The 26,545-nt window shown below is 72.3% G+C and carries 22 protein-coding genes; 11 read left to right on the top strand and 11 right to left on the bottom strand.

Annotated features, from left to right (window positions below; all coding sequences use genetic code 11):
• Window positions 1-190 precede the first annotated feature (190 nt).
• Genes ACFQQJ_RS12195 through ACFQQJ_RS12185 form a run of 3 tightly spaced genes read left to right on the top strand, consistent with a single transcriptional unit; the run spans window position 191 to window position 4,321 of the window.
• On the top strand, window positions 191-2,257 hold the full coding sequence (locus tag ACFQQJ_RS12195; RefSeq protein ID WP_377106820.1) for an APC family permease: 2,067 nt from the start codon (window positions 191-193) through the stop codon (window positions 2,255-2,257).
• Entirely contained in the window at window positions 2,254-3,663 is a 1,410-nt protein-coding gene (locus ACFQQJ_RS12190) for an ATP-binding protein (protein WP_377106818.1), read from the top strand. The genes ACFQQJ_RS12195 and ACFQQJ_RS12190 overlap by 4 nt, the downstream gene beginning before the upstream one ends.
• Window positions 3,641-4,321 carry a response regulator gene (locus ACFQQJ_RS12185; RefSeq protein ID WP_377106817.1) on the top strand — a complete coding sequence of 227 codons (681 nt, stop codon included), beginning with the start codon at window positions 3,641-3,643 and terminating at the stop codon, window positions 4,319-4,321. The genes ACFQQJ_RS12190 and ACFQQJ_RS12185 overlap by 23 nt, the downstream gene beginning before the upstream one ends.
• Window positions 4,322-4,709: 388 nt before the next feature.
• On the opposite strand, the gene ACFQQJ_RS12180 is transcribed toward ACFQQJ_RS12185, so the two are convergent.
• A complete protein-coding gene (locus ACFQQJ_RS12180) occupies window positions 4,710-5,474 on the bottom strand; it encodes an RDD family protein (RefSeq protein ID WP_377106816.1) in 765 nt (254 codons plus the stop codon).
• A 78-nt stretch (window positions 5,475-5,552) separates the two neighbouring features.
• On the opposite strand from ACFQQJ_RS12180, the gene ACFQQJ_RS12175 reads away from it, so the two are divergent.
• The 3 genes from ACFQQJ_RS12175 to ACFQQJ_RS12165 all read left to right on the top strand — a co-directional run bounded on the left by ACFQQJ_RS12175 (window position 5,553) and on the right by ACFQQJ_RS12165 (window position 9,172).
• A complete protein-coding gene (locus ACFQQJ_RS12175; protein ID WP_377106815.1) occupies window positions 5,553-5,963 on the top strand; it encodes a DUF2752 domain-containing protein in 411 nt (136 codons plus the stop codon).
• A gap of 838 nt (window positions 5,964-6,801) precedes the next feature.
• Window positions 6,802-7,551, top strand: a complete 750-nt coding sequence (locus ACFQQJ_RS12170; protein WP_377106814.1) for a Crp/Fnr family transcriptional regulator — start codon at window positions 6,802-6,804, stop codon at window positions 7,549-7,551.
• A 232-nt stretch (window positions 7,552-7,783) separates the two neighbouring features.
• Window positions 7,784-9,172 carry a cryptochrome/photolyase family protein gene (locus ACFQQJ_RS12165; RefSeq protein ID WP_377106813.1) on the top strand — a complete coding sequence of 463 codons (1,389 nt, stop codon included), beginning with the start codon at window positions 7,784-7,786 and terminating at the stop codon, window positions 9,170-9,172.
• Between the two features lie 27 nt (window positions 9,173-9,199).
• Here ACFQQJ_RS12165 and ACFQQJ_RS12160 read toward each other — a convergent pair whose 3' ends face one another.
• Entirely contained in the window at window positions 9,200-10,066 is an 867-nt protein-coding gene (locus ACFQQJ_RS12160; RefSeq protein ID WP_377106811.1) for a polysaccharide deacetylase family protein, read from the bottom strand.
• Window positions 10,067-10,167: 101 nt separating this feature from the next.
• Here ACFQQJ_RS12160 and ACFQQJ_RS12155 point away from each other — a divergent pair, with 101 nt between their 5' ends.
• Window positions 10,168-10,551, top strand: a complete 384-nt coding sequence (locus ACFQQJ_RS12155; RefSeq protein ID WP_377106810.1) for a globin — start codon at window positions 10,168-10,170, stop codon at window positions 10,549-10,551.
• A gap of 67 nt (window positions 10,552-10,618) precedes the next feature.
• Here ACFQQJ_RS12155 and ACFQQJ_RS12150 read toward each other — a convergent pair whose 3' ends face one another.
• From ACFQQJ_RS12150 to ACFQQJ_RS12140, 3 genes are all read right to left on the bottom strand, one after another.
• Window positions 10,619-11,407 (bottom strand): hypothetical protein, encoded by a 789-nt coding sequence (locus ACFQQJ_RS12150; RefSeq protein WP_377106809.1) that lies wholly within the window; start codon window positions 11,405-11,407, stop codon window positions 10,619-10,621.
• A gap of 60 nt (window positions 11,408-11,467) precedes the next feature.
• Window positions 11,468-12,622, bottom strand: a complete 1,155-nt coding sequence (locus ACFQQJ_RS12145; protein ID WP_377106807.1) for a glycosyltransferase — start codon at window positions 12,620-12,622, stop codon at window positions 11,468-11,470.
• A 117-nt stretch (window positions 12,623-12,739) separates the two neighbouring features.
• Entirely contained in the window at window positions 12,740-13,909 is a 1,170-nt protein-coding gene (locus tag ACFQQJ_RS12140) for a DUF3048 domain-containing protein (protein WP_377106805.1), read from the bottom strand.
• A gap of 155 nt (window positions 13,910-14,064) precedes the next feature.
• On the opposite strand from ACFQQJ_RS12140, the gene ACFQQJ_RS12135 reads away from it, so the two are divergent.
• Window positions 14,065-15,078 (top strand): hypothetical protein, encoded by a 1,014-nt coding sequence (locus tag ACFQQJ_RS12135; RefSeq protein ID WP_377106804.1) that lies wholly within the window; start codon window positions 14,065-14,067, stop codon window positions 15,076-15,078.
• A gap of 3 nt (window positions 15,079-15,081) precedes the next feature.
• On the opposite strand, the gene ACFQQJ_RS12130 is transcribed toward ACFQQJ_RS12135, so the two are convergent.
• The 4 genes from ACFQQJ_RS12130 to ACFQQJ_RS12115 all read right to left on the bottom strand — a co-directional run bounded on the left by ACFQQJ_RS12130 (window position 15,082) and on the right by ACFQQJ_RS12115 (window position 18,760).
• Window positions 15,082-15,384: a Dabb family protein gene (locus tag ACFQQJ_RS12130; RefSeq protein ID WP_377106803.1), complete on the bottom strand. Its 303-nt coding sequence runs from the start codon at window positions 15,382-15,384 to the stop codon at window positions 15,082-15,084.
• A gap of 10 nt (window positions 15,385-15,394) precedes the next feature.
• Window positions 15,395-16,729: an FAD/NAD(P)-binding protein gene (locus tag ACFQQJ_RS12125; protein ID WP_377106802.1), complete on the bottom strand. Its 1,335-nt coding sequence runs from the start codon at window positions 16,727-16,729 to the stop codon at window positions 15,395-15,397.
• A gap of 61 nt (window positions 16,730-16,790) precedes the next feature.
• Entirely contained in the window at window positions 16,791-17,537 is a 747-nt protein-coding gene (locus ACFQQJ_RS12120) for a PIG-L family deacetylase (RefSeq protein ID WP_377106801.1), read from the bottom strand.
• The gene (locus ACFQQJ_RS12115; RefSeq protein WP_377106800.1) at window positions 17,537-18,760 is read right to left on the bottom strand and encodes a glycosyltransferase; all 1,224 of its coding nucleotides are present in this window, start codon (window positions 18,758-18,760) and stop codon (window positions 17,537-17,539) included. The genes ACFQQJ_RS12120 and ACFQQJ_RS12115 overlap by 1 nt, the downstream gene beginning before the upstream one ends.
• Before the next feature lie 55 nt (window positions 18,761-18,815).
• On the opposite strand from ACFQQJ_RS12115, the gene ACFQQJ_RS12110 reads away from it, so the two are divergent.
• On the top strand, window positions 18,816-20,102 hold the full coding sequence (locus ACFQQJ_RS12110) for a multidrug effflux MFS transporter (RefSeq protein WP_377106798.1): 1,287 nt from the start codon (window positions 18,816-18,818) through the stop codon (window positions 20,100-20,102).
• Window positions 20,103-20,131: 29 nt separating this feature from the next.
• Window positions 20,132-21,139 carry an aldose epimerase family protein gene (locus ACFQQJ_RS12105; RefSeq protein WP_377106796.1) on the top strand — a complete coding sequence of 336 codons (1,008 nt, stop codon included), beginning with the start codon at window positions 20,132-20,134 and terminating at the stop codon, window positions 21,137-21,139.
• Between the two features lie 416 nt (window positions 21,140-21,555).
• Here the strand turns inward: ACFQQJ_RS12105 and ACFQQJ_RS12100 are convergent, their stop codons facing one another.
• Entirely contained in the window at window positions 21,556-21,987 is a 432-nt protein-coding gene (locus ACFQQJ_RS12100) for an OsmC family protein (RefSeq protein WP_377106795.1), read from the bottom strand.
• Between the two features lie 402 nt (window positions 21,988-22,389).
• Window positions 22,390-22,878, bottom strand: a complete 489-nt coding sequence (locus ACFQQJ_RS12095; protein ID WP_377106794.1) for a MarR family winged helix-turn-helix transcriptional regulator — start codon at window positions 22,876-22,878, stop codon at window positions 22,390-22,392.
• Between the two features lie 95 nt (window positions 22,879-22,973).
• On the opposite strand from ACFQQJ_RS12095, the gene ACFQQJ_RS12090 reads away from it, so the two are divergent.
• Complete coding sequence (locus ACFQQJ_RS12090) at window positions 22,974-26,531, top strand: efflux RND transporter permease subunit (RefSeq protein ID WP_377106793.1); 3,558 nt, start codon at window positions 22,974-22,976, stop codon at window positions 26,529-26,531.
• The last annotated feature ends 14 nt before the right edge of the window (window positions 26,532-26,545 follow it).

Genomic DNA, 26,545 nt, shown 5'->3' with positions numbered 1-26,545 from the left:
TCGGGAAAGGAGGCGGGACTCGATGTGCGGGGAGAGCGGGGGGACGGGGGGACGGGGGGCGAAGGGCCAGGCGGACGGCCGCAGGTGAGAGACGACCGACCGCTAAGGACGCGTCAAGGTCCACCGCCCCGGCGCCAAGGACGCGTCAAGGACGCACGCCGGCACCGCCCGCACGGCGTTGGCTGGAGGGGTGACCACGTCCTTCCGGCTGCCCAAGAGGCTGCTCGTCGGCAATCCGATGCACTCCGGCCAGCTCAGCGAGACCCTGCTGCCCAAGCGGCTCGCCCTGCCCGTCTACTGCTCCGACCCGATCTCGTCCAACGCCTACGCCACCCAGGAGATCGTCCTGGTGCTGGCCCTCGGCGGCGCCACCATGGTGCTGTTCACTCCGTGGGTCGCGCTGCTGGTGGTGTCCCTGCTGGCGCTGGTGACGCTCAGCTACCGGCAGACCTGCCACGCCTACCCCGACGGCGGCGGTGCGTACGCGGTCAGCCGCGCGAACCTCGGACGCAACGCCTCGCTCGTCGCCGCGGCCGCGCTGATGGTCGACTACGTGATGACCGTCGCGGTGTCGATCGCCTCCGGCGTGGAGAACCTCGTCTCCGCGTTCCCCGGGCTGCGCCCGCACAGCGTCCTGCTCTGCCTGGTGTTCATCGTCGTCCTCACGGTGATGAACCTGCGCGGCGTCCGCGAATCGGGAACCCTGTTCGCCATCCCGACCTACGGCTTCATCCTGAGCGTCTTCGTGATGCTCGGGGTCGGCTTCTGGAACGCCTTCACCGGCCACACCCCGGTCGCGGAGTCCGCGGGTCTCGGCTTCGCCAGCACCAGCCCGGCCGGAGCAGCGCTGGTGATCCTGCTGCTGCGGGCGTTCGCGTCCGGCTGCACCTCGCTCACCGGGGTCGAGGCGGTGAGCAACGGCGTCCCGACCTTCCGTGAGCCGAAGGCGCACAACGCCGCGCTGACGCTGCTGATGATGGGCGGGCTGAGCATCGCGATGATGATGGGCATCTCCGTGCTGAGCACGTGGTCGAACCTGCACATCGCCGACAGCCTCTCCGAGCTCACCAACGTGCCCGCCGGCTACGAGCAGCGGACGGTGCTCGCCCAGCTCTCCGCCGCCGTCTTCGGCAACAACTCCCTCGGCTTCTTCGCCGTGCAGGGCTTCACCACGCTGATCCTCGTGCTGGCGGCGAACACCGCGTTCAACGGCTTCCCGATCCTGTCCTCGATCCTGGCCGAGGACCGCTACATGCCCAAGCAGCTGGGACGCCGCGGCGACCGCCTGGTCTTCAGCAACGGCATCATCATCCTCGCCTCCATCGCGGCCGGCCTGATCGTGGCGTTCAACGGCTCGGTGACCCGGCTGATCCAGCTGTACATCCTCGGGGTCTTCGTCTCCTTCACCCTCAGCCAGGCGGGCATGGTCGTCTACTGGCGCCGCCGTGCCGCCGAGAGCCGCTGGTCGGCCAAACTGCTGGGCTCGATGCTGGTGAACGCGATCGGCGCGGTCGCCACGGCCGTCGTCCTGGTGATCGTCCTGCTCACCAAGTTCACCCACGGCGCCTACCTGGTGGTGGTGGCGATCCCGCTGCTGTTCTTCCTGATGCTGCGGATCCACCGCCACTACACGCGCGTCTCGCGCCAGCTGGCACCTCGCGCCGCCGGGATCACCCTGCCCAGCCGCATCCACGCGGTGGTGCTGATCAGCCAGCTGAACGAGCCGTCCCTGAAGGCGCTCGCCTTCGCGCGGGCGATCCGTCCCAGCACCATCACGGCGCTCCGGGTCGACACCAACGCCGCCCGCACCCGGAAGCTGGTGGACGACTGGGCCGCGCGAGACCTCCCCGTTCCGCTGACCATCGTCTCCTCCGCCTATCGCGACCTCACCGATCCGGTCCTGAGCTACCTGTCGCGGATCCACATCGGCCCGCGGGACGTGGTGCAGGTGTTCATCCCCGAATACGTGGTGGGGCACTGGTGGGAGCAGGTGCTGCACAACCAGAGCGCGCTGCGACTGAAGTCGCGCCTGCTCTACATGCCGGGCGTGATGGTGACGAGCGTCCCCTACCAGCTGAGCTCTGCCGAGCCGTTCGCCCTCGGGCGTCCCGGCACCGCGGCGGACGCACCCGCCGTGCCGGGTGCCGGGAGCGCTCCCCCGGCACCGTCTCCCGGAGGTCCGACGGCCGCGGCGAGCACTCCTTCCGCGGTTCCGCCTGCCGCCGGCGATCGGAGTCTGGCAGGCTCGGTGAGGTGAGCCAGGAGTTGGGGGACGGGCCGCGCAGCGGCCTGGGTACCCGCCTGTCCCGGCGACGGCAGCTCTACGGGTTCGGGGTGGCCGCCCTGGGGCCGGCGGCGCTCACGGTCGCCCTGGTTCCCGGACGGGACAACCTCGGCCTGGACACCGTCCTGCTGCTGTTCGTGCTGGCCTCGGTGGGGGCGTCCGCCCTGGGCGGCATCCTGCCGGCGCTGGCCGCGTCCGCCATCAGCTTCGGGCTGGCGAACTTCTTCTTCACCCGTCCCTACGGCACGCTCCTCGTGGCGAACAACGCCGAACTCATCGACCTGGTGATCTTCCTCGCGGTCGCCGCGCTCGTGGGCGTCGTCACAGAGATCGGCGCCCGGTCGCGCGGCCACGCCGAGCGCGCCCTCCTCCAGGCCGAATGGCTGGCGGAGCTCGGCAACCGCGAGCACGAACCGGAGTCGGTGGAGCTGGCCCTGTCCGAGGCGCGCGCCCTCTACGGCATGCACGCGGTGCGGCTGATGGAGGACGGCCGGGTGCTGGCCGGTTCGGGCTCGCCGGGACCGGACGACACGCTGATCACCGTGCCGGCGGGGGAGAACCTGCAGCTGGAGCTCAGCGGCCCGGAGCGGATCGGCGAGGACCGGAGCCTGCTCACCTCGCTCGCGCTGACCGCGGGGCGCCTGTGGCGCACCCGCCAGCTCGCCGAGCAGGCCCGCCGAGCCGAGGAGCTGGGTCGCATCGACGAGCTGAGGGCGAGCCTCCTGGCCGCGGTCGGCCACGACCTGCGCAACCCCCTGGCCGCGATCACCGCGGCCGCCACGACCCTGCGCCAGACCGACATCGAACTCGACCCGGACGACCAGGCCGAGCTGCTGGAGACCATCGAGGAGCACGCGGGGCGCCTCAACGACATCATCGGCAACCTCCTCGACATGACCCGGCTCCAGGCCGGGGCGCTGTCCGTCCATCCCCGGCCCACCGCGCTGCTGGAGGTGCTGGCGGGCGTCGTCCGCCTGGGCGAGGGACGCGTGGAGCTGGCCATCCCCGAGGACCTTCCGCTGATCAGGGCGGACGCGGGCCTGCTCGAGCGCGTCCTCGCCAACCTCGTGGCCAACGCCGACCGGCACCTGCCCGAGGGCGAGAAGGTGCAGGTGTCGGCGGAGCACACCGCGACGCACGTCGCCGTCCGGGTGGTCGACCACGGGCCGGGAGTGGCCCCGGAGCGTTTCGAGGAGATCTTCGCGCCCTTCCAGCACTTCGGCGACCGCAGCACCACCGGCGTCGGCCTCGGCCTGGCGATCGCGCGCGGCTTCACCGAGGCGATGGGCGGTACCCTCACCCCGTCCCGGACGCCCGGTGGGGGGCTGACCATGACCGTGACCCTGGAGGTGGCCGATGCCACGGCTGCTGATCGTTGAGGACGAGCCGGCCCTGCGTCGCGCGCTCACCATCAACCTGAAGGCGCGCCACTACGAGGTGGACGCGGTCGCGACGGGAGCCGCCGCGCTGCGCGCTGCCGCGTCCGCACCCGTCGACCTGGTGATCGTCGACCTCGGCCTGCCCGACCTCGACGGTGTCGAGGTGATCGCCGGCCTGCGCGGCTGGTCCACCGTCCCGATCATCGTGCTGTCCGCGCGCGACAGCCAGGCGCAGAAGGTGCAGGCGCTGGACGCCGGCGCCGACGACTACGTCACCAAGCCGTTCGGCATGGATGAACTGGTGGCGCGGGTGCGGGCGGCGCTGCGCCGAGCGGACGTCCAGGACCTCGCGGTGGGCCCGGTCGTGACCACGCCGTCGTTCACCATCGACCTCGCGGCCAAGCGGGCCGTCCGGCACGGCGCGGAGGTGCGGCTGACACCGACCGAGTGGCACCTCGTCGAAGCCCTCGTCCGGCGTCCCGGGACGCTCGTCAGCGGTGCCCACCTGCTCGCGGAGGTGTGGGGGCCCGGCTACGAGAAGGAGACCAACTACCTGCGGGTCTACTTCGCCCAGCTGCGTCGCAAGCTCGAGGACTCCCCGAGCCACCCGCGCCACTTCATCACCGAGCCCGGCGTGGGGTACCGCTTCGAGCCATGACGGCCTGCGTCCCTCTGGTTGCGAGGTCGCTGCTCCCGGAGCCCTGCTCGCCTTCCGAGGCCCGCCCGACTTCCGAGGGCCGCCCGTCTTCCGAGACCCGCCCGACTTCCGAGACCCGCCCGACTTCCGAGACCCGCCCGACTTCCGAGGGCCAGCCTTACGGCCGAGGACCAGCACCGGCGTTCTGGCCCTCGGCGACAAGGCTGGCCCTCGGCGCTGGGGGCTGGCCCTCGGCGCTGGGGGGCTGGCCCTCGGCGCTGGGGGGCTGGCCCTCGGTGGACGACGCGGCCCCAGGGGGCCGACGCCACGACTGCGGCGCGGCAGGCGTGCCCGGACGCGCGACAGGCCGGGACGATCACGTCCCGGCCTGCCTGTGGTGCGCTGTCGATCAGCCCCAGTTGTAGGTGCTGGCGTTCGGGTCGGCGGAGTTGTCGATGACCACCGTCTTCATGATCTTGTCAGCGAGCGTCTGCTTCTGCGCGTCCCACAGCGGGAACAGCCAGCCGATGTAGCAGATGATCGTGTCGACGATGTGCGCCAGCTGGCGGACGATGCCGTTGGTGACGCCGATCGGCTGGCCGGTCTCGGCGCTGATCAGCTTGGTCTTGGCCAGGCTGCGGCCGAAGGTCACACCGGTGGTGCCGCTCTTGTAGCCGAGGTAGGCGTACCAGCCCAGGATCAGCACCCACTGCACGGTGGTCCCGAGCCAGTAGGAGATGTTGGTCAGGATGCCGGTGACGACGCCGATGACGACGCCTGCGGCCACGTAGTCGATCAGGCCGCCGAGCGCGCGCTTGGGCCAGTCGGCCAGCGGGGCGCCGGTCACGGACGCCGCCGCGGCCGGGGCGACGGGGTACGGCGGCTGCGGAGCGCCGAATTGCCCGGGCGGGGGCGGCGGGAAGGCGGCCGGGGGCTCGGGGTACCCGGGCGTGGGCGGCGGAGCGTACCCACCGGCGGCGGGCGGCTCGTAGCCACCCGTCGGCGCGGGCGGCGGCGTGTAGGCCGGCGGCTCAGCGGCGGGCGGCGGGGTGAACGCCGGCGGGGGCGTGTAGGCGGGCGGCGTGGCGGGCGCGGCGGGCTCCGAGGCCGAAGGAGGCTGGTAGCCGGGAACAGCGTCGCTCGGGTCCGGCGTGGTCGAGTTCTGGTCGGACATGCTCTCTCCCTGGTTGGAATGGTGATCCTGATACTAGGGCCGTCGGGCCCCCAGAGGGTATGGGGTCATAATGACGGCGTGCCGCATTTCCGCGCCCACGAAGCGACCGGTGCCCGCACGGCGCTGAAATCCGCCGCAGCCTTCGGCGCGGTGGGGCTCGGCCTGAGCGCTGTCTACGCCTTCAGCGGGTTCGGGATTCCGTGTCCGTGGCGCTATCTCACCCACACGTTGTGTCCATTCTGCGGAGCGACGACGATGGGTGCGCACCTGCTTCAGGGCGATTTCGCGGCAGCCTGGGCGGCCAATCAATTCGTGTTTCTGATTCTCGCCGGGCTCGCGGTCGCATGCGTGTTCTGGGTGGTCGAACTCCTCGCCGGCCGTGGGCCGCGCCCGCGGGGGCGGCTGGCTGACCAGCGCGTGTGGTACGCCGCGCTGGGCGTCGCGGCGGTGGCGTTCGCCGTCGTCCGCAACCTCGTGCCGCTCGGCTGAGGCCCGTCCGGCCCGGACCACCCCAGCGCCGACGGAGGGGACGGCCGGAGCCCGCGGTGATGAATTCGCAGCCCGACCGGGACGCCGTCCGACCCGTTCCTGACACGTCCGGACGCAAAAAGCGGACGCCCGGACCGAAGCCCGGGCGCCCACCCGCGAACCGGCTCAATTGGGGAGCCGAGCTCAGTTCGCTACCCGACACCGATCGATCGAGGAAGGGCCGCCACCCCTCCAGGCCGAAACGACGCCGAGAGCTTTCGACCGACAGGACCGCCTCCCCCGTGAGCCGGCGCAGCCGACACCCGGAGGTGCGAACCCAGGCACATTATCCGCGTCCGCCGAAGCCCTCGCGGGCTTCTGGCCGAACTCCGGCGGAACCAGCCCGTCCGGGCCCCTACCCGGTGGGCTTCCTGCACCCCGCAGCCCGCGTGCCGTCGCCGTGCGACGCCACCGCGGCCAGTCCTGTTTGTCGTTACCCCTCTGCGACACCTCGCGAGGTTCGGGCAGCGCCACGTCGCCGTGCCTGCACCCGTGCAGGCCCTCGCAGGGGCGATCCCGCGGACGTGGGCCCCATCCACGCGTCCGATCGACCGTCCCTGGCCTGCTCCGCGGACCGGCGGCGACCGTACGAAAAACCCCCTCGTACAGCGGCCGACAAGCCCAAACCCCTCCAGGTATCGCTCAAACCTTGCCCGAGGAGCGGTGAGGGGGCCAATGAGGGACTAACCTTTGTCAAAGCCACCGCACGACGGCTTGACCTGGATCAATTCCGCGCGGGGTGTAGCGAGAACTGCGTAGCCGGGGTGCCCCATCATCCCGGGTGGGCGAGGAGGAACAGATGAACGCCGAGGGTGCGGTCACCGGCCACGCGATGCGGAGCCTGCGGCTCCTGCTCGAGGCCTACGCCGGCTGCGAATTGCCGCAGTGGGACCTCTTCGGGACCAACGTCCGTGTGCTCCGCGTGGAACCCGGAGCGGTGCTGTTCCGGGTCGGCGAGCACCACCCGTACATCTACTTCGTGCAGCGCGGGCTGTTCAAGGCGCAGATGCCGTCCGAGGGCGACCGGATGACCACGGTCTTCTTCCCCGAGGAGGGCGACGTGCTCGCCTCGATGTCCGCGCTGGGCAGCGACGGCGTCCGCCGGGTCGCCGCGCGCGGCCTCCATCCGCGCGCCGAAACGCTGCGCGCAGCGGTCGAGGCGGAGTCCACCCACACGATCACCGCCATCGAGCCCAGCCTGCTGCTGAGGGTGAATTACCGGGTGATCGAGCACCTCAGCACCCAGCACCTCCAGTGGGCCCGGCTGACCACGACGATCGCGCTGATGCACGCCACCACGCTCCAGGCGGACGCCGGGTGGCTGCGCAGCACGCCGGAGCAGCGCTACCGCAGCCTGCTGCGCGAGCACCCCGGCCTGGTGCAGCGGGTCACCCAGCGCGACCTGGCGAGCTACCTGAACATCACCGACGTGGCCCTGAGCCGGATCGCCAAACGCGTGCGCGGGGAGGCCGTGCCGAGCACGCCGCAGACCCCGCCCGAGCCCGACGACCTCGTCGCGACCACCCCGTCCCTCGGCGTGGTCGGCTGACCCACCCGCGCGCCCGCCCGTCGGGTCGCCCCGCTCGCCCGCCCGGCCCGTCCCCTGCTGCCGTTTGCTGCCGATCGCAACTCCCGCTACCGGAATTCCGGTAGCGAGGGTTGCGATCGGTGGCGAACGCGATGGGTGGGACGGGTGGGACGGGCCGGATGGCGGGACGGGTGGGACGGGCGGCGGTCTGGCCGGGTGCCGGGCCCTCACCTAGCATGGCGGGGATGACCGGATGCCCCGCTCCCTCGCGTCCGCCCCGCAGGCGCGGACGGTGAGCGCCCCCGCCGTCCTGTGGCTGCGACGCGACCTGCGCCGGGCCGACCACCCCGCGCTCGGTGCGGCGGCCACCCACGGCGACGTGCTGCCGGTGTTCGTGCTCGACCCCGCCTTCTTCGAGGCGGCCGGACCGGCGCGCCAGGGCTGGCTGGCTGCGACGCTGCGGGCCCTGGACGCGTCGTACGAGGGACGGCTGTGCCTGCGCGCGGGCGACCCGGCCACGGTGATCCCCGAGCTGGTGCGCGAGGTCGGGGCGGCGTCCGTCCACGTGTCGACCGAGACCGAGCCCGGCGGCGCGGCGCGGGACGCGGCCGTGCGCGCGAACCTCGTGGCGGCGGGCGTCGACTGGGTGGAGACCGGCTCGCCCTACGCCGTCACCCCCGGACGGGTGGTGAACCAGTCGGGGGAGGGCTACAAGGTGTTCACGCCGTTCCTGAGGGCGTGGCGCGAGCACGGCTGGCGGGGCCCGGCGGTGGAACCGGACGGCGTTCGCCTCCTGGCCGCCGACGGCGACCCCGGGGCCTGGCGCCGGGTGGACGCCGCGCTGACCGCGTGCCCGATCCCCCTCCCCCCGGCGGGCGAGGACCCCGCCCGGGCCCGGTGGGCGGAGTTCCTCGGGTCGGGGCTGGCCGGCTACGACACCGACCGCGACCGCCCCGACCTGGCCGCGACGTCCCGGCTCTCGCCGTACCTGAAGTTCGGCGTGGTGCACCCGCGGACGCTGCTCGCCGACCTGCAGGGGCGCACCGGAAAGGCCGTCGAGCGGTTCACCGCAGAGCTGGCGTGGCGGGAGTTCTACGCCGACGTGCTGCACCGCCACCCGGCGTCGCTGGCCGGCGACCTGAACCCGCTCGGCGTGGGCTACGACGAGCCCGGCGAGGGCTTCGAGGCCTGGCGGGACGGCCGCACCGGTTTCCCGGTCGTGGACGCAGGCATGCGCCAGCTTCTCGCCACCGGCTGGATGCACAACCGGGTGAGGATGATCACGGCGAGCTTCCTCACCAAGGACCTGCACCTGTGGTGGCCCGTCGGCGCCCGCCATTTCCTCGACCACCTGATCGACGGCGACCTCGCCTCCAACACGCACGGCTGGCAGTGGACGGCCGGTACCGGCACGGATGCGGCCCCCTACTTCCGGGTCTTCAACCCCGTCACGCAGGGCGAGAAGTTCGACCCGCACGGCGACTACGTCCGTCGCTGGGTGCCGGAGCTGGCCCACGTCCGGGGGGCTGCGGTGCACCGGCCGTGGGACGTCGCGGACGGCTACGCGCACGGGTATCCGCGTCCCATCCTCGACCACGCCGCAGAGCGCCTCGAGGCGCTCGCCCGCTACCAGCGCCGCTGACGGTGCGGGTCCGGGCGGGACGGCCGGTCAGCCCCGGGTGTAGACCCGCCCCGGCCTCGGCGAGGACCCGAGCAGTTCGGGGACGGTGACCAGCGTGAACCCCTTCGCCCTCAGCCCGTCGATGATCCGGGCGTAGGCGTGGCGGGTGCTGGGCCACACGTCGTGGGTGAGGATGATCGACCCGCGCCGGGCGTGCGCGACCACGCGCCGGGCCACGGTGGACGCCGTGTGGTCCTTCCAGTCCAGCGGGTCGACGTTCCAGAGCACGAGCGCCTGCCCGCGGGCCCTCGCCACTGCCCGCACGTCCCCGTCCACCTGGCCGAACGGCGGGCGGACGAGCCGCGGCCGCGTGCCGGCGATCCGCGTCAGCACGGCGTCGGTGCGGGCGAGCTGGGAGCGCAACTGCTTTCGGGACAGGTGCCAGAACTGCGGGTGGTTCCAGGAGTGGTTCCCCACGGCGTGCCCGTCCTCGACCATCCGGCGGACGATGCCGGGATGGGCCCGCGCGTGCTCGCCGAGCACGAAGAAGGTCACCCTCGCGTCCTTGCGCCGCAGCAGGTCGAGCAGGTGCGACGTACCGCCGACCGGGCCGTCGTCGAGCGTCAGCGCGACGCACGCGAGCTTCGCGCAGTCCACCGGCCCCTGGCCGGCGACCGGTGCGGTGTCGTCGGCCGGTGCCGCGCCGGGGTCCGGCGTCGGGTCGGCGACCAGCGCAGGAGCGCCGTCCACGGCGGCCGGGAGCCCGGTGCCGCCGAGGCGCGCGTCGACGGGGGCCGGACGCCAGGCGGCCACGGTGGCGCTCGAGGCCAGAGGGGCCGCGGAAACCGGCTGCCACAGGCCGCAGAGCAGCGAGACCCCTGCCAGGACGACGACGGACCGCCACTGCCTGGACATGTCTCGAGGGTAGATCACCTCCACCCCCGCGGCACGCCGGCGGCGCTCACCCGCGCGCGCCCGGCCTCCCGGACCGCCGGGGCGTGGGCGAGAATGGACGGATGCAGCCCGATGCCCCGCTCTACGACCGCGTCGGCGGCCACGAGACCTTCGTCCGACTGGTGGCGGAGTTCTACCGGGGCGTCGCGTCCGACCCGCCGCTGCGGGCGCTCTACCCGGAGGAGGACCTCGGCCCGGCCGCCGACCGGCTGCGGCTGTTCCTCGAGCAGTACTGGGGCGGCCCGCACACCTACTCCGACACCCGGGGGCATCCCCGGCTGCGGATCCGTCACGCGCCCTTCGCCGTCACCCCCGACATGCGGGACCGGTGGCTGCGGCACATGAACGCCGCCCTGGACTCCCTCGCGCTGCCGGAGCCGGAGCTGTCGGAGTTCCGCGAGTACGTCACCCGGGCGGCGGCGTTCATGGTCAACACCTTCGACTGAGCGCCCCCGCCCGGTTCACGACACGGGTCGGACGGCACGGGTTCACGACACGGTCGTCCCGGAACGATCAGGGCGTCGTCGTCGCGCCCGGCACCTCGGTGGCGGCCACGGTCGGGGCGTCGGTCGGTGGCGTGGTCTGGGTCGGCGTCGTGGTCGCCGTCGGCGTCGGGGTCGGCGTGGCCGGGTCCGTCGGGGTGGGCGTCGGCGTGGTCGTCACCGTCGCTGTCGGCGTGGGGGTCGGGGTGCTGCTCGTGCGGGAGCGGGGCACGACCTGGGAGACGGTGGTCCCGTCGTTCCCGCTGAGCGAACGGCCCAGCCCGAGCTCGACGACCGTGATGGCGGCCAGCGCCACGAGGAAGATCGATCCCACGGTGATCGCCGCCACCGCCCAGAAGGTCCTTCTCCGTCGCCGGCCGGGTGGCGGCACGTCGGTGTCCCCGGCCGCTGCCCCGGGGGCCGTCTCGTCCCGGGGTGCGCGGAAGACCGAGTCGAGGATCTCCGTCCTCTCACCGTCGACGGCCGGGAGCAGCGCCGTGTCGCCGCCGTCGGCGGCGAGCGGCGTCCCGTCCGCCTCCCCGGTGCGCACCCTCTCGTACCCGCGCTGGATGGCCTCGGTCACCCGGCGGTGCGTCCGGTCGATGCCCGCGCTGTAGAGGGTGCCGCCGATGCCGCCGACGATGCTCGCCACCGCGGCACCGAAGATCGTGCCCGCGACCCCCAGCTGGGAGCCGATCGCCGCAGCGGTCGCCGCGGCGAGCGCCCCGCCCGCGATCTGGGGGAGCGAGAAGCTGACCTTGATCGGCTCCCGCCCCTCGGGCTCGTGCCCCTTGTCCTGCACCTGCGTCACATCCCTCAACAGTCCGACCCTCGAGGGTAGCCAACCCGGCCAAGGTCGCCCAGCGGGCCCCGGAGCGGCTCAGTCGTGGACGCCGACCTGGTCGGCGATCAGCCGCGCGATGCGGCGCGCGGCGTCGGGCTTGGCGGCCCGCCGGCTGGCCTCTGAGGCGGCCCGGCGCGCCTCGGGGCTCTCGACCCAGCCGCGCAGGGCTGCCACCACCTCGCGCGGGCGCGGTGCCCAGACCCCGGCCTTCAGCTGCTCGACGTAGGTCACGTTGCCGTCCTCCTGGCCGGGCAGGCGGGCGTACAGCACCAGCGGCAGGCCGCTGATGAACGCCTCGCTGATCGTCCCCGGGCCGGCCTTGGTGACGAGCATGTCCGAGGCGGCCATGAACTGGGGCATCTCCGTGGTGAAGCCGTACAGGTGCACCGGCATCCGCCAGTCCACGCGCTCGAGCTCCGCCTTCAGCTCGGCGTTGCGGCCGCAGATGACCACCAGGGTGGCGTCGAGCCGTGCCTCGTTGATGGCCTTCGCCACGCGCTTCAGCGGGCCCATGCCGTCCCCGCCGCCGACCAGCAGGATCACCGGCAGGTCGGTCCGCCAGCCCATCCGCTGCCGCCAGGCGAGGCGGTCGGGCATCGGGTGGGTGAACCGCTCGGCCACGGGCAGGCCGATCACCCGCAGGTTGCCCTCAGCGATGCCGTACTCGATGGCCTTCTCCCGGGCCTCGTCCGTCGCCACGACCACCAGGTCGGCGCGCCGGTCGAACCACAGCGCGTGGGTGGAGACCAGGTCGGTGACCACGGTGAGGTACGGACGGGGAGACTTCCGCATGGCCCGCATCAGGTGGGAGTTGACCAGCGGGTGGACCGACACGATCAGGTCGGCGGGGTTCTCCCGGATCAGCCGCTGGGCGCCCTTGCGGACGTAGGGGTAGGAGATCTGGGTGACCGCGCGCGAGCGGTTGCGTCCGTCGGAGGCCCGGAAGGTGAAGCCCCAGGCCTGCGGCACGCGGGAGATGGGCGGGTAGATCTCCGGTGCGAACTTCAGCGGGCTCGGGTAGTACTCGCGGAAGAAGTCGACCATCCGAGCGTCGAAGCGTCCCGGGAACTCCAGTTCAAGGGCCTCGATCATCGCCTCCGTGGCGGAGCGGTGCCCGCCACCGGTGTCGGAGAACAGGAACAGGACGCGCTTCCGGGGCTCGGGCTGTCCCGGTCCCGTCGGTTCAGTCATCGGCACTCCGTATCGGCTGACGCGCCCGCGGCGCTCGACCCAGCATCGCACAACGACGACCCGGGCGCCGCGCCCACGACGCGGCACGTCGTCCCGCCGGGGCGGGGCGGGTGGGACTCAGGCCTTGATGGTGATCCGGGCGGTGCTGTTGGGCAGTTCCACCCAGGTCTTGCCGGGGGCCATCTTCAGCGGCGAGCCGTCCTCGAGGGTGAACTGGAAGACCTCGTCCACCTCGCCCTTGCTCCAGGTGCCGGTCACGACCTTGCCGCCGTGGGCGTAGTAGAAGTCGCCCTCTGCGTTGATGATCTGGTGGATGGGCTCCATGTGGTACGGGCCGGTGGTCTTGATCTTGCCGCTGGCGTAGATCTTGCCGAAGACCTGCTTGGCCTTGATCACCAGGACGTTGTCGGTGGAGATCCGGGTGCCGTCGGCCATCACGTGCTTGCCCCACGGCATCGAGCGGAGGTAGCGGCCGGCCTTCTCGCTCCAGGTGTAGGTCATCGGGTAGGTGTTCTTCCGCATCCACGGGACGACGATCGTGCGCGCGTCCTCGCCGGCGACCTCCGTGCTCACCTCCGCGTCGCTGGCCGCCCACGGGAAGTACATCTGCTGCGGGCCGTCGGGGAACTTCTTGGTCTGCTTGGCCAGCACCTTGGGGTGGCAGGCGACCGCGCGGTCGTAGTAGGTGACGCCGTTGAGCGTGCGCACCCGGTTGCCGAGGATGCTGTAGGCCCCGGTGCCCTTGGTGGTCATGTACTGCTTGCTCGACACGATCATGTCGTCGAACTCCTTGGCGTACTTCAGCACCCACGGATAGGCGCCGGTACTGCCGATGATCGCGTTGATCGGGCTGAGCATGGGGATGTCGACCGGACGGATCGAGCGGACGGGGTTCACGGTGTCGGCGAACTCGGAGTGGAACACCGGCACCAGGCGGGTGCTGGACCTGCCCACCGCCGCGGGGTAGCCGTCCAGCTGGACGTAGACGATGTCGGCCTTGTCGAGGCCGATCTGCGGGTGCTCGTTCTTGTTGTCCGGGACCTTCACGGCCACGGCGATGTGGCGGGCGTCGTCGGGGTTCTTCAGCGGCTCGCCGGTCAGCGGCCAGCGGGGCGTGGCGTCGACGGTCTCCGTCGGGGTCGGGGTGGCGGACGCCGTCCCGGGCGCGGTCGTCGGGGTGCCCGAGGGTGGGGTGAGGGCGTTCGACTCGGTGGAGCAACCCACCAGGGCTGCGCCCGCGACGCCCATGGCGCCCAGCACCGCTGCGCGACGAGTGACCGGTTCCATCTGTTCCTCCGTTGTACCTGGCCGAGCGGCCGGGGGCGCGTGCTCCCCGCACCATGGTAGGGGTGCGCGCGCTCCGTCCCGGACAGGCGTCCGCGCGGCCCGCTGCTTCACGGCCGATCCACAGGAACACCGGGAGCGGAAGTACCATCGCGGCCATGAGCCTGCCGCCTCCCGCCGGGTTCGGCGGGTATCCCCCGCACCCCGCGTACGGGCCGCCCGCGGGCCTGCGCTTCTCCACGATCCTCGGCGACGGCATCGCGCTGCTGCGCAGGGGCTTCGGTCCGATGGCCCTGCTGGGGCTCGGCGTCGGCGTCGTGAACGCCGGGATCACGATCGGGCTGTACGCCGCCTTCGCCACGCCCTTCCTGGTGGCCTTCGCCAGCCTCAACCTCAGCGGCGTCCTGGTGAACCTCACCGTTGCCGTCACCGCGGCCACCCTCCTCGGGTGGCTGGTGCAGGCACAGGCAGGTGCGATGGTCGTCCACCTGACCGAATCGGTCGCCGCCGGGCGCCCGGCCGAACTCGCGGACGCGGCGCGGGCGACGCGCGGCGTCCTGACCCGGGTCCTCGTGCCCTACCTGCTGGCCGCGGCCGGCGTCCTTCTCGCCGTCGGCGGCGTCCTGGCCTGGTTCCAGCAGGTGGTGGCTGCCGCGCGCACCGACCGCACGACGGCGGCGTCCACCGTGCTGACCTTCCTGCTGCTCCTGCTGGCGGGCTACCTCGTGGCCGCCGTGGTCGGGGCGGTCCTCTCGGCCCGCTGGTTCTGCTTCCTGCCCGTCGTCGCCCTGGAGCGGACGTCCGGCTTCGTCGCGCTCGGACGGTCCTGGCGGCTCACCGGGGACGTCGCGTGGACGGTGTTCGGCGTCCAGCTCGTCACAGGGGTGGTGCTCTCGATCGTGAACGGCATGGTCGGGCAGATCGCCGCGGCCCCCCTCGGCGGGGACCCCGGGAGCACCCTCGGCGGGCTCCAGGACGCCGTCGACCAGAGCCTGCCGGCCGTCGCCGTCAGCGCGCTCGCGGGGACGCTGGTGCAGGCGGTCGCCGTGCCGCTGCTGGCGGTGATGTCGACGGTGGTCTACCGCGCACGGACGCGACCGGTCGCGCCGCCCTCCTGGGGACCGCAGGGCTGGGGGCCGCAGGGCGGCTGGCCTCCCCCGCCGCCCCGGTAGGGCTCAGGCCTCGTAGTCGACGCAGACCCGGGTGGTCGCCGCAGCCCGGATGAACGCACCCACGGCGACGTGGTCGGGGTGCGTCGCGTAGTCGCGCAGTGCCTCCGGCGTGGTGAACTCCGAGTAGAGCACGAGGTCGTAGCTGTGCTCGAAGGGGTCGACCGGGATGACGGGCTCGAGCGTGAGGAGCCCCGGCACCAGCCCCCGCAGGCCCAGCAGGCGGTCGCGGGCGGTCTCCAGGTTGGCCTTCTTGCCCGCGCCCCCGGCCTCGTCGGCGAAGGTCCACATCACGATGTGCTTGATCACGGCGGACAGCCTACGCAGGCCGGACGTCGCCGTCCCGGTGCACGGACGGAGCCCCCCACACCAGGCCGAGCAGCTCGTGCCAGGCCTCGATCTTGGTGCGCTCCCGGCCCCGGAGGCCGCCACGATCGATCTCCGCGGCGTCGATGCGCCTCCAGTCCTCCAGCGTGCTGGGACGTACGCCGCGCGCGGCCAGCAGCGCGTCGAGGTCGGCCGGCTCGCGGCGGGGGAGGGTGGAGAGGTCCTCGAGCAGTGCGGCGACGGTCTCTGCGGCGTCCTTCTTGTTCGAGCCGATCAGGCCGACCGGGCCCCGCTTGATCCAGCCGACCGCGTACTCGCCGGGACGGGCCGAGCCGTCGGGCTCCAGCACGCGTCCCTCGAGGTTGGGGATGCGCCCCTCGGCGTAGGGGACGCCGGGCAGAGGCACGCCGCGGTACCCGATCGAGCGCAGCACGAGCTCTGCCGGAACGGTGAGCGGCGCGCCGCCGCCACCGGTCGGCTCGAAGCGGACCGCCCGCACCCGGCCATCGCCGGCCAGCTCGGCCGGGCGGTGCCAGAACAGCAGGTGCAGCCGTCGGAGCGCGGACGCAGGGGACGCGGCGAGCGCCCGTCCGATGGCGGCGAGGTTCGCCCGGGCGTGCCGCTCGAGCCCGGCGTCGTCGATCGCGGCGAGGTCGCAGCCCTCGAGGGTGACCGCGATGCCGGGGGTCTCCAGCAGCTCCCGCAGCTCCGGGGTCGTGAACGCCGCGTGCTCGGGGCCGCGCCGGCCGACCAGCCACACGTCCTCGATGCGCGCGGCGCGGAGTTCGGCGAGCACCGCGTCCGGCATGTCGGTGGCGCTCAGGTCGGCCGGGTCCTTCAGCAGGATGCGGGCCACGTCGACCGCCACGTTGCCGACACCCACCACGACGGCCGAGCGGACGCCGTCCAGCGGCTGCGCCTCCGCGTCGGGGTGGCCGGAGTACCAGGAGACGAACTGGCGGGCCGAGCGGCTCCCCGGCAGGTCCTCGCCCGGGATCCCCAGCCGGCGGTCGTCGGCGGCCCCGACCGCGTAGACGACGGCGTCGTAGCCGCTGCGCAGCTCGGCCGCGGTCACGTCCCTGCCGAACTCGACCAGCCCGAGGAAGCGCACGTCCGGCGCCTCGAACACCCGCGCCAGCGTGGTCGCCACCGCCTTGATGGAGGCGTGGTCGGGTGCGACGCCGTAGCGCAGCAGGCCGAACGGCGTGGGCAGGCGGTCGAAGATGTCGATCGCGGGCGGCTCGGCGGCCTGCGCCAGCAGGGCGGCGGCGGTGAACAGCCCGGACGGGCCCGCGCCCACGATCGCGACGCGTCGCTGCTCGCCCATCAACGCCCCTCCCGTGGCACGCCCGATGCCTGCGATTGTGGCCGCTGCGGTGCCGCCGTGGCTACGCCTCCGCGCGGGAGAGCCGCACCGTGGTCAGGATCGGCTGGCGCTGCCCGCCGACGTGGACGACCTCGTCGCCGTCCACCCTGAGCTGGCTGGCGTGGTGGGCCAGCGCGTCCCTCACCCGCGGCAGGTACCGCTCGAGGGCGAACGCCTGCGCGCCCTCCACCGACGTACGCGGCTCGGACACCACCTCGACCAGCGGGACGCCGGCCAGGGCCGCGGCGGCGACGGCGACGTGGTGGCAGGCGACGTGGTCGGGATGCCCGTAGCCGCCGAGCTCGTCGTAGGACACCAGCACGTCTGTCCCGAACGAGCCGAGGAAGGCCGCCAGGTCGGCGGCGGCCTCCCCCGCGTCGGCGAGCGCGAGGCTGTCGGGGCCGGCCTGCCCGCCGGGCCCGGCCACGGTCTCGTCCTCGTCGAGCCAGCGCATGCCGGAGTCGGTGTAGCGGCGGGGTGCCAGGCCGGCGGCCCGCGCGGGCGGCGTCCCCAGGAAGCAGTGGTCGCGAACCCCCAGTTCGGCCAGGGCACCGGCGAGCTCGCCGACCCGGTGTTCGACCAGCGCGGGTGTGCCCGCCAACCGCGCCAGCGGGCCGGGCACGACGTCGCCGAGCTCGCCGCGGGTGGCGGTCACGACCGCCACAGCGTGGCCGTCGTCCACCAGGGCGGCCAGCAGCACGCCGGTGGCCAGCGTCTCGTCGTCGGGGTGGGCGTGCAGGAACACGACCCGGGAGCCGGCCGGCAGCATCAGGACTCCCCGAGCAGCTCGCGGTAGACCGCGACCAGCCGCTGCGCGGCCCACGTCCACTCGAACCGCCGGGCGTGCACCCGCGAGACCCGGCTCATCCGGTCCAGCAGGCCGGGAACCATCAGCAGCCGGGTGAGCGCGAGGGCCCAGTCCTCGGGGCGACGGGAGTCCATCAGCTGCCCGGTGACGCCGTGCGCGACCGCCTCGCGCAGGCCGCCGGCCGCCGCAGCGATCACCGGCGTCCCGCTGGCGGCCGCCTCCAGTGCCACCAGCCCGAAGGTCTCCGAGTGCGAGGGGACCAGCACGACCCGGGCGCCCCGCAGCAGTCGGGCGAGTTCCGGGCGCGGCTGGGCGCCGACGAAGGTGACCTGGCTGGCCAGGCCGAGCTCGGTGACCATCACCTGGAGGTCGCGCTCGTAGCTCGCGAAGGCCGAGGACGCGTCCCCGGCGACGACCAGGTGCGGACGGATCTCGGGGTCGACCTGCGCGAGGGCCTGGACGGCCAGGTCGGGGCCCTTCAGCGGTTCGAGCCGGGCGGCCACCAGCACGTAGCCGTGCGGCCAGGCCTGCGGGCTGGACGCGGGCCACTGCCAGGGCTGCTCGTCGGGTCCGAGCGGGCGGAACTGGTCGTGGTCGACGCCGGGGGAGACGATCGACACGCGCTCCGCGTCCGCGCCGCAGCGGTCGATCACGGTCTGGGCCTCGGCGGCGGAGATCGCGACCACCGCCTGCGAACGGGTGGCGACCAGGGCCTCGCCGGGCACCCGGCGCGGCGACTCGGGCGGCTCGCCCGCCGACAGCGGGGAGCCGGGCATGGCCGCCACCGAGTGGAAGCTCTGCACGTGCGGCACACCCCAGGACTCGGCCACCGGCAGGGCGGCGACGCCGGACATCCAGTGGTGGGAGTGCACGACGTCCGGGGGAGCGAGGCGCGCCAGGCCGGCGGAGAACTCGTCGATGTGCTCGTCGATCGCGCTCTTGGCCAGCGGCGTGCGCGGGCCGGCGTCCAGGTGGCGCAGCACCACGTTCGGCAGCAGCTCCACCTCGTCCGGGTCGTCGGGCGAGGAGCGGCGCGTCACCAGCTCGACCCGGTGCCCGAGCGCGGCGAGCGCCTCGGCCTGGCAGCGCTCGACGACGTTCATGCCGCCGGCGTCACCGGTTCCCGGGAGGGTGGCGGGGGAGGTGTGCATCGAGACGAAGAGGATGCGGAGCGAGCCTGACACGCAGGGGAGCTTAGCCGCGTGCGGGCAGGCCCCCGCGGAGTGGCAGGATGCTGCGGTGACCCCCACAGCTCCCCGACCGTCCGGCGCGTCCGGGCTCCAGGCCGAGGTGGGTCCACAGTGGCTGTTCCTGGTGATCCTCGCCGGCCTCGGCATGGTGGGCCCGTTCTCGATCGACACGATGTTCCCCGCGTTCGCGCGCATGGGGACGGAATTCGGTGCGAGCGAGCTGGCGATGCAGCAAGTGGTCAGCGTGTACATGCTCTTCTTCGCGGTGATGAGCCTCGTGCACGGCCCGCTGTCGGACGCGCTGGGCCGCAAGCCGGTGGTGGTGGCGGGCACGGTGGCCTACATCGCCGCGTCCGTCGGCTGCGCGCTCGCACCCTCACTCCCGGTGCTGCTGGTGTTCCGCGCGCTCCAGGGGCTGAGCGCCGGGGCCGGGGTGATCGTCAGCCGGGCGATGGTCCGCGACGTGTACGCCGACCACGAGGCACAGCGCGTGATGAGCCACATCGCGATGATCTTCGGCCTCGCGCCCGCGCTCGCCCCCATCGCCGGTGGCCTCCTGCTCGGCTGGAGCGGGTGGCGGGGGATCTTCTGGGCCCTGGTCGGGCTGGGCATCGTGCTGCTGGTGCTGGTCTGGGCGTTCATGCCGGAGACCCATCCGGCCGAGCGCCGCAGCCGGCTGGACGTCCGCGCCCTGGGAGCGGGCATCGGCGCGGTGTGGCGCAACCCCCACGGACGCCGGCTGGCGTTCACGGCCATGCTCAACAACGGGGCGATGTTCCTGTTCGTGGCGTCCGCGCCGTTGTTCGTCGTGAACCTCCTCGGCCTGGGCGAGAACGACTTCTGGGTCCTCTTCGTCCCGCTGATCTCCGGACTCGTGATCGGCTCGTGGGTGAGCGGACGGCTCGCCGGGCGGATGAGCGGCAGCCGGCTGGCCAGCCTCGGCTACCGGATCAGCCTGGTCGCCGTCGGCGCCAAGCTCGTGCTGAGCCTCGTCCCGGCGACCAGGGCCCTGCCGTGGGCCGTCCTGCCGCTGCCGGTGCTCACCTTCGGCATCGCGCTGGCGTTCCCCGTGCTGACGCTCGCGATGCTCGACCTGTTCCCCGACAACAGGGGCGCTGCCTCCTCGGTGCAGAACTTCCTCGCGCTGCTGGGCAACACCGTGATCTCCGGGGCGATCGCCCCCGCCCTCGGCTTCTCGCAGTGGGCGCTCGCGGCGGGCTCCCTCGTGCTGATCGGCAGCGGGTGGCTGCTCTGGCGGCGCCATCTCGCCGTCGCGCCCGCCGTCCCCCGGGGGCCGGAGGACGCGGCTGCCTACGAACCGATGGAGGACCTGTAGCGGGGCGGCGCGCTGCTAGCGTCTCCGGCGTGATCGACCCTGACGCATCGGTGCTCCTCGAGTCCGACGACCTCCGCGTGCAACTGCTCCCCCTGGGCGCCACCCTGTGCCGCTTCGAGGTGCGCCTCGCCGACGGCAGCTGGCGCAACATCATGCTCGGCGCCCCCGACGTGGACGCCTACCGCGGCCCCAACCGGTACATAGGCGCGACGGTGGGCCGGGTGGCGAACCGGATCGCTGGTGCCCGGTTCCTGCTGGACGGGACCGAGTACCGGCTGGACGCCAACGAGGGACCGAACACCCTGCACAGCGGCGACGACGGCTACGACGCGCGCGACTGGACGATCGCCGGCCGCGGCCCGGACTGGGTCGAGTTCGCCCTGACCAGCCCCGACGGCGACGGCGGCTTCCCCGGGACCCTCCGGCTGACCGCCCGCTACGAGCTGGTGCCGGGCGGCGCACAGGTCACCTACCGCGGCACCACCGACGCCCCCACGGTGGTCAATCTCACCACGCACCCGTACGTGAACGTCGCGGGCGAGGCCTCGGGCACCACGGACGACCAGGTGCTGGTCGTGCACGCGTCCCGCTTCACGCCGACCGACGCCGACGGCCTCCCCACCGGAGAGGTGCGCGACGTGGCCGGGACGGCGGTGGACTTCCGCGCGGGCCGGCGCCTCGGGGACGCGCGCGACGGCGTGCAGGCCGAGGGCATCGCCCGCAACCGGGGCCTCGACCACAACTTCGTGGTGGACGGCACCGGGCTGCGGGAGCACTGCCGGCTCACCAGCGCGGACGGGGTCACGCTCACCGTGGTGAGCGACCAGCCCGCCCTCCAGGTGTACGGCGGCGAGCATTTCGACGGGACCCAGGTGGGCACGTCGGGCGTGCCGTACGTCCGCCGCGCGGGCCTGGCCCTGGAGGCGCAGGGCTTCCCGGACGCCCCGAACCACCCGACGTTCCCCAGCATCGTGCTGAGGCCGGGCGAGGAGTACCGGCACACCACGAGCTGGCTGGTCTCCCTTGCCTCGTCCTGACCGGGGGTCGTGGGACCCGGTCAGGGGGTGGGTTCGTCCGTCTGGTATCGGTTGTCACGCGACACGCCGACGACACGCCGGTGTTTGCGGAATTGGTGGAGAAAGTTCCGCTAAACCTCTTGCGGTCCAAATCGTGGAGGACTAGAAATACGTCTTGCCGGGCCACTTCGGTGGTTCGGAGATCGAAAGCAGGAAGTCGGTTTGCCGGTGGGTTCGCCCGCTGGGAGTCCTGGTGATGCGGGGCTGGGTCGGCTGGTGGTTTTCGATGTGACGCGGTCATCACGCCGGGTCGACCAGAGGGCCCCGGTGACTCATACTCCCCGGGGCCCTCGCCTTTACCGGGGGGCGTGACCGGGACGGGGACACTCCAGCGTGACCCCGCCCCGGCCTTGGCCCGTCCCGTCCTGCGGACGCCCTCAGACGCCTGCGCCGTCGATCCGGTACTCCACGGGCGTCGCCCGCTGGATCGTCCGTGACACCGTGCACAGCCGATCGCGGGACCGGGTGACCGCGCGCTCGAGGATCGCCCTCGCCCGGTCGCCGTCCTCACCGTCAGGAAAGGCGATGTCGAAGTCCAGGGCGAGGTCGTCGAGGTGATTGCCGTTGTCATCGGCAACTTTGGTGGCCGAGGCCGTGGCCTCGAAGCGCACCGGTTCTGCCCGCCTCACGGTGATGTACTCCACGTCGATGGCACTGCACCCGGCCAGTGCCACAAGGAGGAGCTCGACCGGAGTGAAGTCGGCGTCGTCTCCCTCGCCGAAGCGCAGGGTGCCCCCGCGGGCGTTGTGGGCGGTGAAGGTGTGGGTGCCGGCCCGGCTGATCCGGACGCTGCGTTCGCTGTCTGCCATGGGGCCAGTATCGACGGCCGTCGTCGGGCCGGGCGACCGGCGGGGTGGCCGCGGGCGGGGAGGAGAAAAGGCGAGGGCCCCGGGGAGTATGAGTCACCGGGGCCCTCTGGTCGACCCGGCGTGATGACCGCGTCACATCGAAAACCACCAGCCGACCCAGCCCCGCATCACCAGGACTCCCAGCGGGCGAACCCACCGGCAAACCGACTTCCTGCTTTCGATCTCCGAACCACCGAAGTGGCCCGGCAAGACGTATTTCTAGTCCTCCACGATTTGGACCGCAAGAGGTTTAGCGGAACTTTCTCCACCAATTCCGCAAACACCGGCGTGTCGTCGGCGTGTCGCGTGACAACCGATACCAGACGGACGGAACCGGTGACACACACTCGTCCCAGGGTGGGTTCAGGACGGGCCGTCCTGCTCGTCGTGCGCCTTCTCGAGGGCGTCCAGCATCGCGCGGGCACCCCGGCACAGCAGCTCGAGGTCCGCCGCCGACAGCCGGGTGAGCACGACGCCCAGAGCCCGGCCGAACATCGAGTCCATCTGGCGGATCACGTCGAGCCCCGCCTCGGTCGGATGCAGCCGGCGGAGCCGGCGGTCGTCCGGGTCGTCCACGCGGGCGATCAGCCCCTTCTCCACCAGGCGCTCGACCAGGCCGCTGGCCGTCGGCGCGCTGACGCCGAGCAGGTCGCCGAGCTCGTGGCCCGCGATTCCCGGGCGCCTCGCGACGTGCCCGAGGACCCTCACCTGCTGCATGGTCAGGTCCGGCGGGGCCGGCATCGGACCGACCAGCCCCATCGCCCGGTCGTGCACCCGCGAGTTCAGGTCGAACAGCTCACGGGCCAGCGCCGCGCGCTCCTCGTCGAGCCCTACGGAGGGAAAGGAATACACCCGGCATCGCTTTCGTTGGCGACTAATAGTTAGGAGTATGCTAACGGATGCGGCAGCCAGCGGCCAGCCGTGACGGACACAGAAGGGGAAAGACCGTGGTTCGCCTCACCAAGCTCAGCCTGGCCTCGCGCACAGTGGTCCTGCTGCTCAGCCTGCTCACCATCGGGCTGGGCGTGTTCGCCGCCACGGCCCTCAAGCAGGAGCTCATCCCGTCCATCGACCTGCCCCGCGGCAGCGTCCTGACGGTCTTCCCCGGCGCGGCGCCGGACGTCGTCGAGGCCCAGGTCTCCAAGCCCATCGAGACCGCCGTGAAGTCGGTCGAGGGCGTGACCTCTGTGACCTCGACCAGCTCGAGCGGCGTCTCGCAGGTCACCGCGCAGTGGGACTACGGGTTGAAGGCCGACGACATGGCCACCAAGATCCGCAGCGCGATCGACTCGATCTCCAGCACCCTGCCCAGTTCCGTCGACCCGCGCGTGCTGACCGGCGGCACGGACGACATCCCCGTCCTCGCCGTCGCCGTCACCTCCAACGATGACGTCCAGGTGCTCTCCGACAAGGTCGAGGAGATCGTCGCCCCCGCCCTGAAGACGCTGGACGGCGTCCGCGACGTCTCGATCTCCGGCCTGCAGAAGCGCGAGATCATCATCACCTACAGCCAGTCGAAGATCGAGAAGTACGGCGTCGACCCGACGACCATCGCCGGCATGTTCGGCGCCAACTCCACCGCGATCCCGTCCGGCACGATCCGCACCGACACCGCGAACTACGACGTCCAGACCGGCACCACCTACTCCAGTGCGGACGAGATCGCGACGCTGATGGTGCCGGGCACCGACGGCCCGGTGCAGCTCGGCGACATCGCGACCGTGTCCGAGCAGCCGGTCGAGACCACCAGCATCTCGCGGGTCAACGGCGCCACGGCCCTCGCGCTGACCATCACCAAGACCTCGGACGCGAACTCGGTCACCGTCTCCCACCTCGTCAGCGACAGCCTGGACGGGCTGGCCCAGCAACTCGGCAACGGCGCGAAGTTCGACGTGGTCTTCGACCAGGCGCCCTACATCGAGGACTCGATCCACGACCTGAGCGTCGAGGGCGGCATCGGCCTGGCCATGGCCGTGCTCGTGATCATGATCTTCCTCGGGTCGGTGCGGCCGACGATCATCACCGCCGTCTCGATCCCGCTGTCCCTGCTGATCGCGCTGATCGGCCTGTGGGTGGGCGGCTACACCCTCAACATCCTCACCCTCGGCGCGCTCACCGTGGCCATCGGGCGCGTCGTCGACGACTCGATCGTGGTGATCGAGAACATCAAGCGACACCAGAGCTACGGGGAGTTCGGGCCAGAGTCGATCACCAACGCCGTCCGCGAGGTGGCCGGGGCCGTGACCAGCTCGACGCTCACCACGGTGGCGGTGTTCCTGCCGATCGGCCTGGTCGGCGGGCAGGCCGGCGAGATCTTCCGTCCGTTCGCCGTGGCCGTGACGGTCGCGCTGGTGGCGTCCCTGTTCGTCTCCCTGACCGTGGTGCCGGTGCTCGCGTCCTGGTTCATGAAGCCGAGCGCCCGGCAGCTCGCCGCGACCGTGCACGAGGGCGAGGAGAAGGACACCTGGCTGCAGAAGGCCTACCTCCCTGTGCTCAACTGGTCGCTGGCCCACCGGTGGATCACCCTGCTCATCGCCCTCGGCGTGTTCGCGGGGACGCTGGCGCTGGCCCCGCAACTGAAGACCGACTTCATCGGCAACAGCGGCAACGAGTCGCTCACGGTCACCCAGAAGCTGCCCTCGGGCACGGGCCTGTCCGAGACGGACGCCGCCTCGCGCAAGCTGGAGACCCTCTACGCGGCCGACCCCGACATCAAGTCGTACACGACCAGCATCGGCGGGACGACGTCGGTGTTCATGGGCAGCCAGGCCGACACCAACCAGGCGCTCTACACCGTGCAGCTCAAGCCCGGGGCCGTCTCCGGCGACGTGTCGTCGAGGCTGCGCAAGGGCATTGCCGACCTCGGTGAGGCCGTCGGCGACGTGGAGATCGGCGTCAGCAACGGCCCGAACAGCTCCACCGCCGTCGTGCTCTACGTCGAGAGTTCGGACCCGAACAACCTCGCGGCGGCCAGCGACCAGGTGCTCGCCATGATGAAGGCCGTCCCCGGCCTGACCAACGTCACCAGCGACCTCACCGACGCCCGCAAGATGCTCGCGGTCGACGTGAAGGAGAAGAAGGCCGCAGAACTCGGCATGACGCAGGCGTCCATCGGCCAGGCGGTCGCCCGCGCCGTCCGCGGCCAGCAGATCGGCAGCCTCACCAAGGGCGACACCACGCTGCCGGTGTACCTGCGGTCACAGAAGCCCGTGAAGGACATCGAGGAGCTGCGGGCGATCACGCTGCCGGTGACGCAGGTCATGAACGGCAACGCCAAGAAGGACGCCGCAGAGAAGGTCGCCGACGCCTCTGAGGCGCTCCAGGCGGACGCGAAGGCGCAGCAGACCGACGCCTACAACGAGCAGGTCAGCGCGCTGAAGAAGTCGAAGGCGAGCGCGAAGAAGGCGGCGGCGAGCCTGTCCAGGCAGGTGGCGGCGGTCAAGAAGAGCCTCAAGGAGGCACAGGCCGACCTGGCCGACGCCCAGGCCAACCCCAACCCGGCCGACCCGGTCGTCACCGCCACGATCTTCGGCCTCACCCAGAAGATCTCGGGCCTGAGCATGCAGCTCGCCCAGCTCTCGAGTGCGCTCGCGCAGACCCAGGCCGGCTCCAGCGCCGCGTCCAAGCAGCTGGACGGGCTGCGGACCTCCCGGCAGAAGACCCTGGAGGCCCAGGACAAGCAGCAGGCGATCACCGACGCGTCCAAGGAGGCGCAGGACGCGACGGCCGACCCCGTGACCCTGTCAGAGGTGGCCGAGGTGAACCTCGTCGACGCCCCGGCCATGATCACGCGGGTGGAGGGCGCGCGCGCCGCGACGCTGTCGGCGAGCTCGGAGTCGTCCGACCTCGGCGCGACCACCAACCAGCTGAAGGCCGGCGTCGACGCACTCGACCTGCCGGACGGCGTGACCGTCCGCATCGCCGGGGTGTCGCAGCAGCAGGCCGAGTCGTTCGCCCAGCTCGGGCTGGCGATGCTCGTGGCCCTGTTCGTGGTGTACCTGATCATGGTGGCCACGTTCGGCTCGCTGCTGCAGCCGCTGATCCTGATGGTGTCGGTGCCGTTCGCCGCCACCGGCGCGCTCGGCCTCTCGCTGATCACCGACACCGCCCTCGGCGTGCCGAGCATGATCGGCCTGCTGATGCTGATCGGCATCGTGGTGACCAACGCGATCGTGCTGATCGACCTGATCAACCAGAAGCGCCGCGCCGGGCTCGGGGTGGACGCGTCCATCCAGGCCGGCGCGCGCCTGCGGGTGCGGCCGATCATCATGACCGCCCTCGCGACGGTGATGGCGCTGATCCCGATGAGCCTCGGGCTCACCGGCGGCGGAGTGTTCATCTCCAAGCCGCTCGCGATCGTGGTGATCGGCGGCCTGATCTCGTCCACGCTGCTGACGCTGGTGCTCGTCCCGGTGCTCTACGACCTGCTGGAGACCTGGCGCGAGAAGCGGGCGACCAGGCGCGCCGCCCGCAAAGCCGCCGCAGCAGCGCCTGCCGAAGCCTGACGCCCGTATCGTGC

The organism is Propionicimonas sp. T2.31MG-18 (genome assembly GCF_964266745.1).
GTDB lineage: Bacteria > Actinomycetota > Actinomycetes > Propionibacteriales > Propionibacteriaceae > Propionicimonas.
The sequence above is the reverse complement of the archived record's forward strand: the minus strand, read 5'-3'. Positions and strand labels throughout refer to the sequence as shown.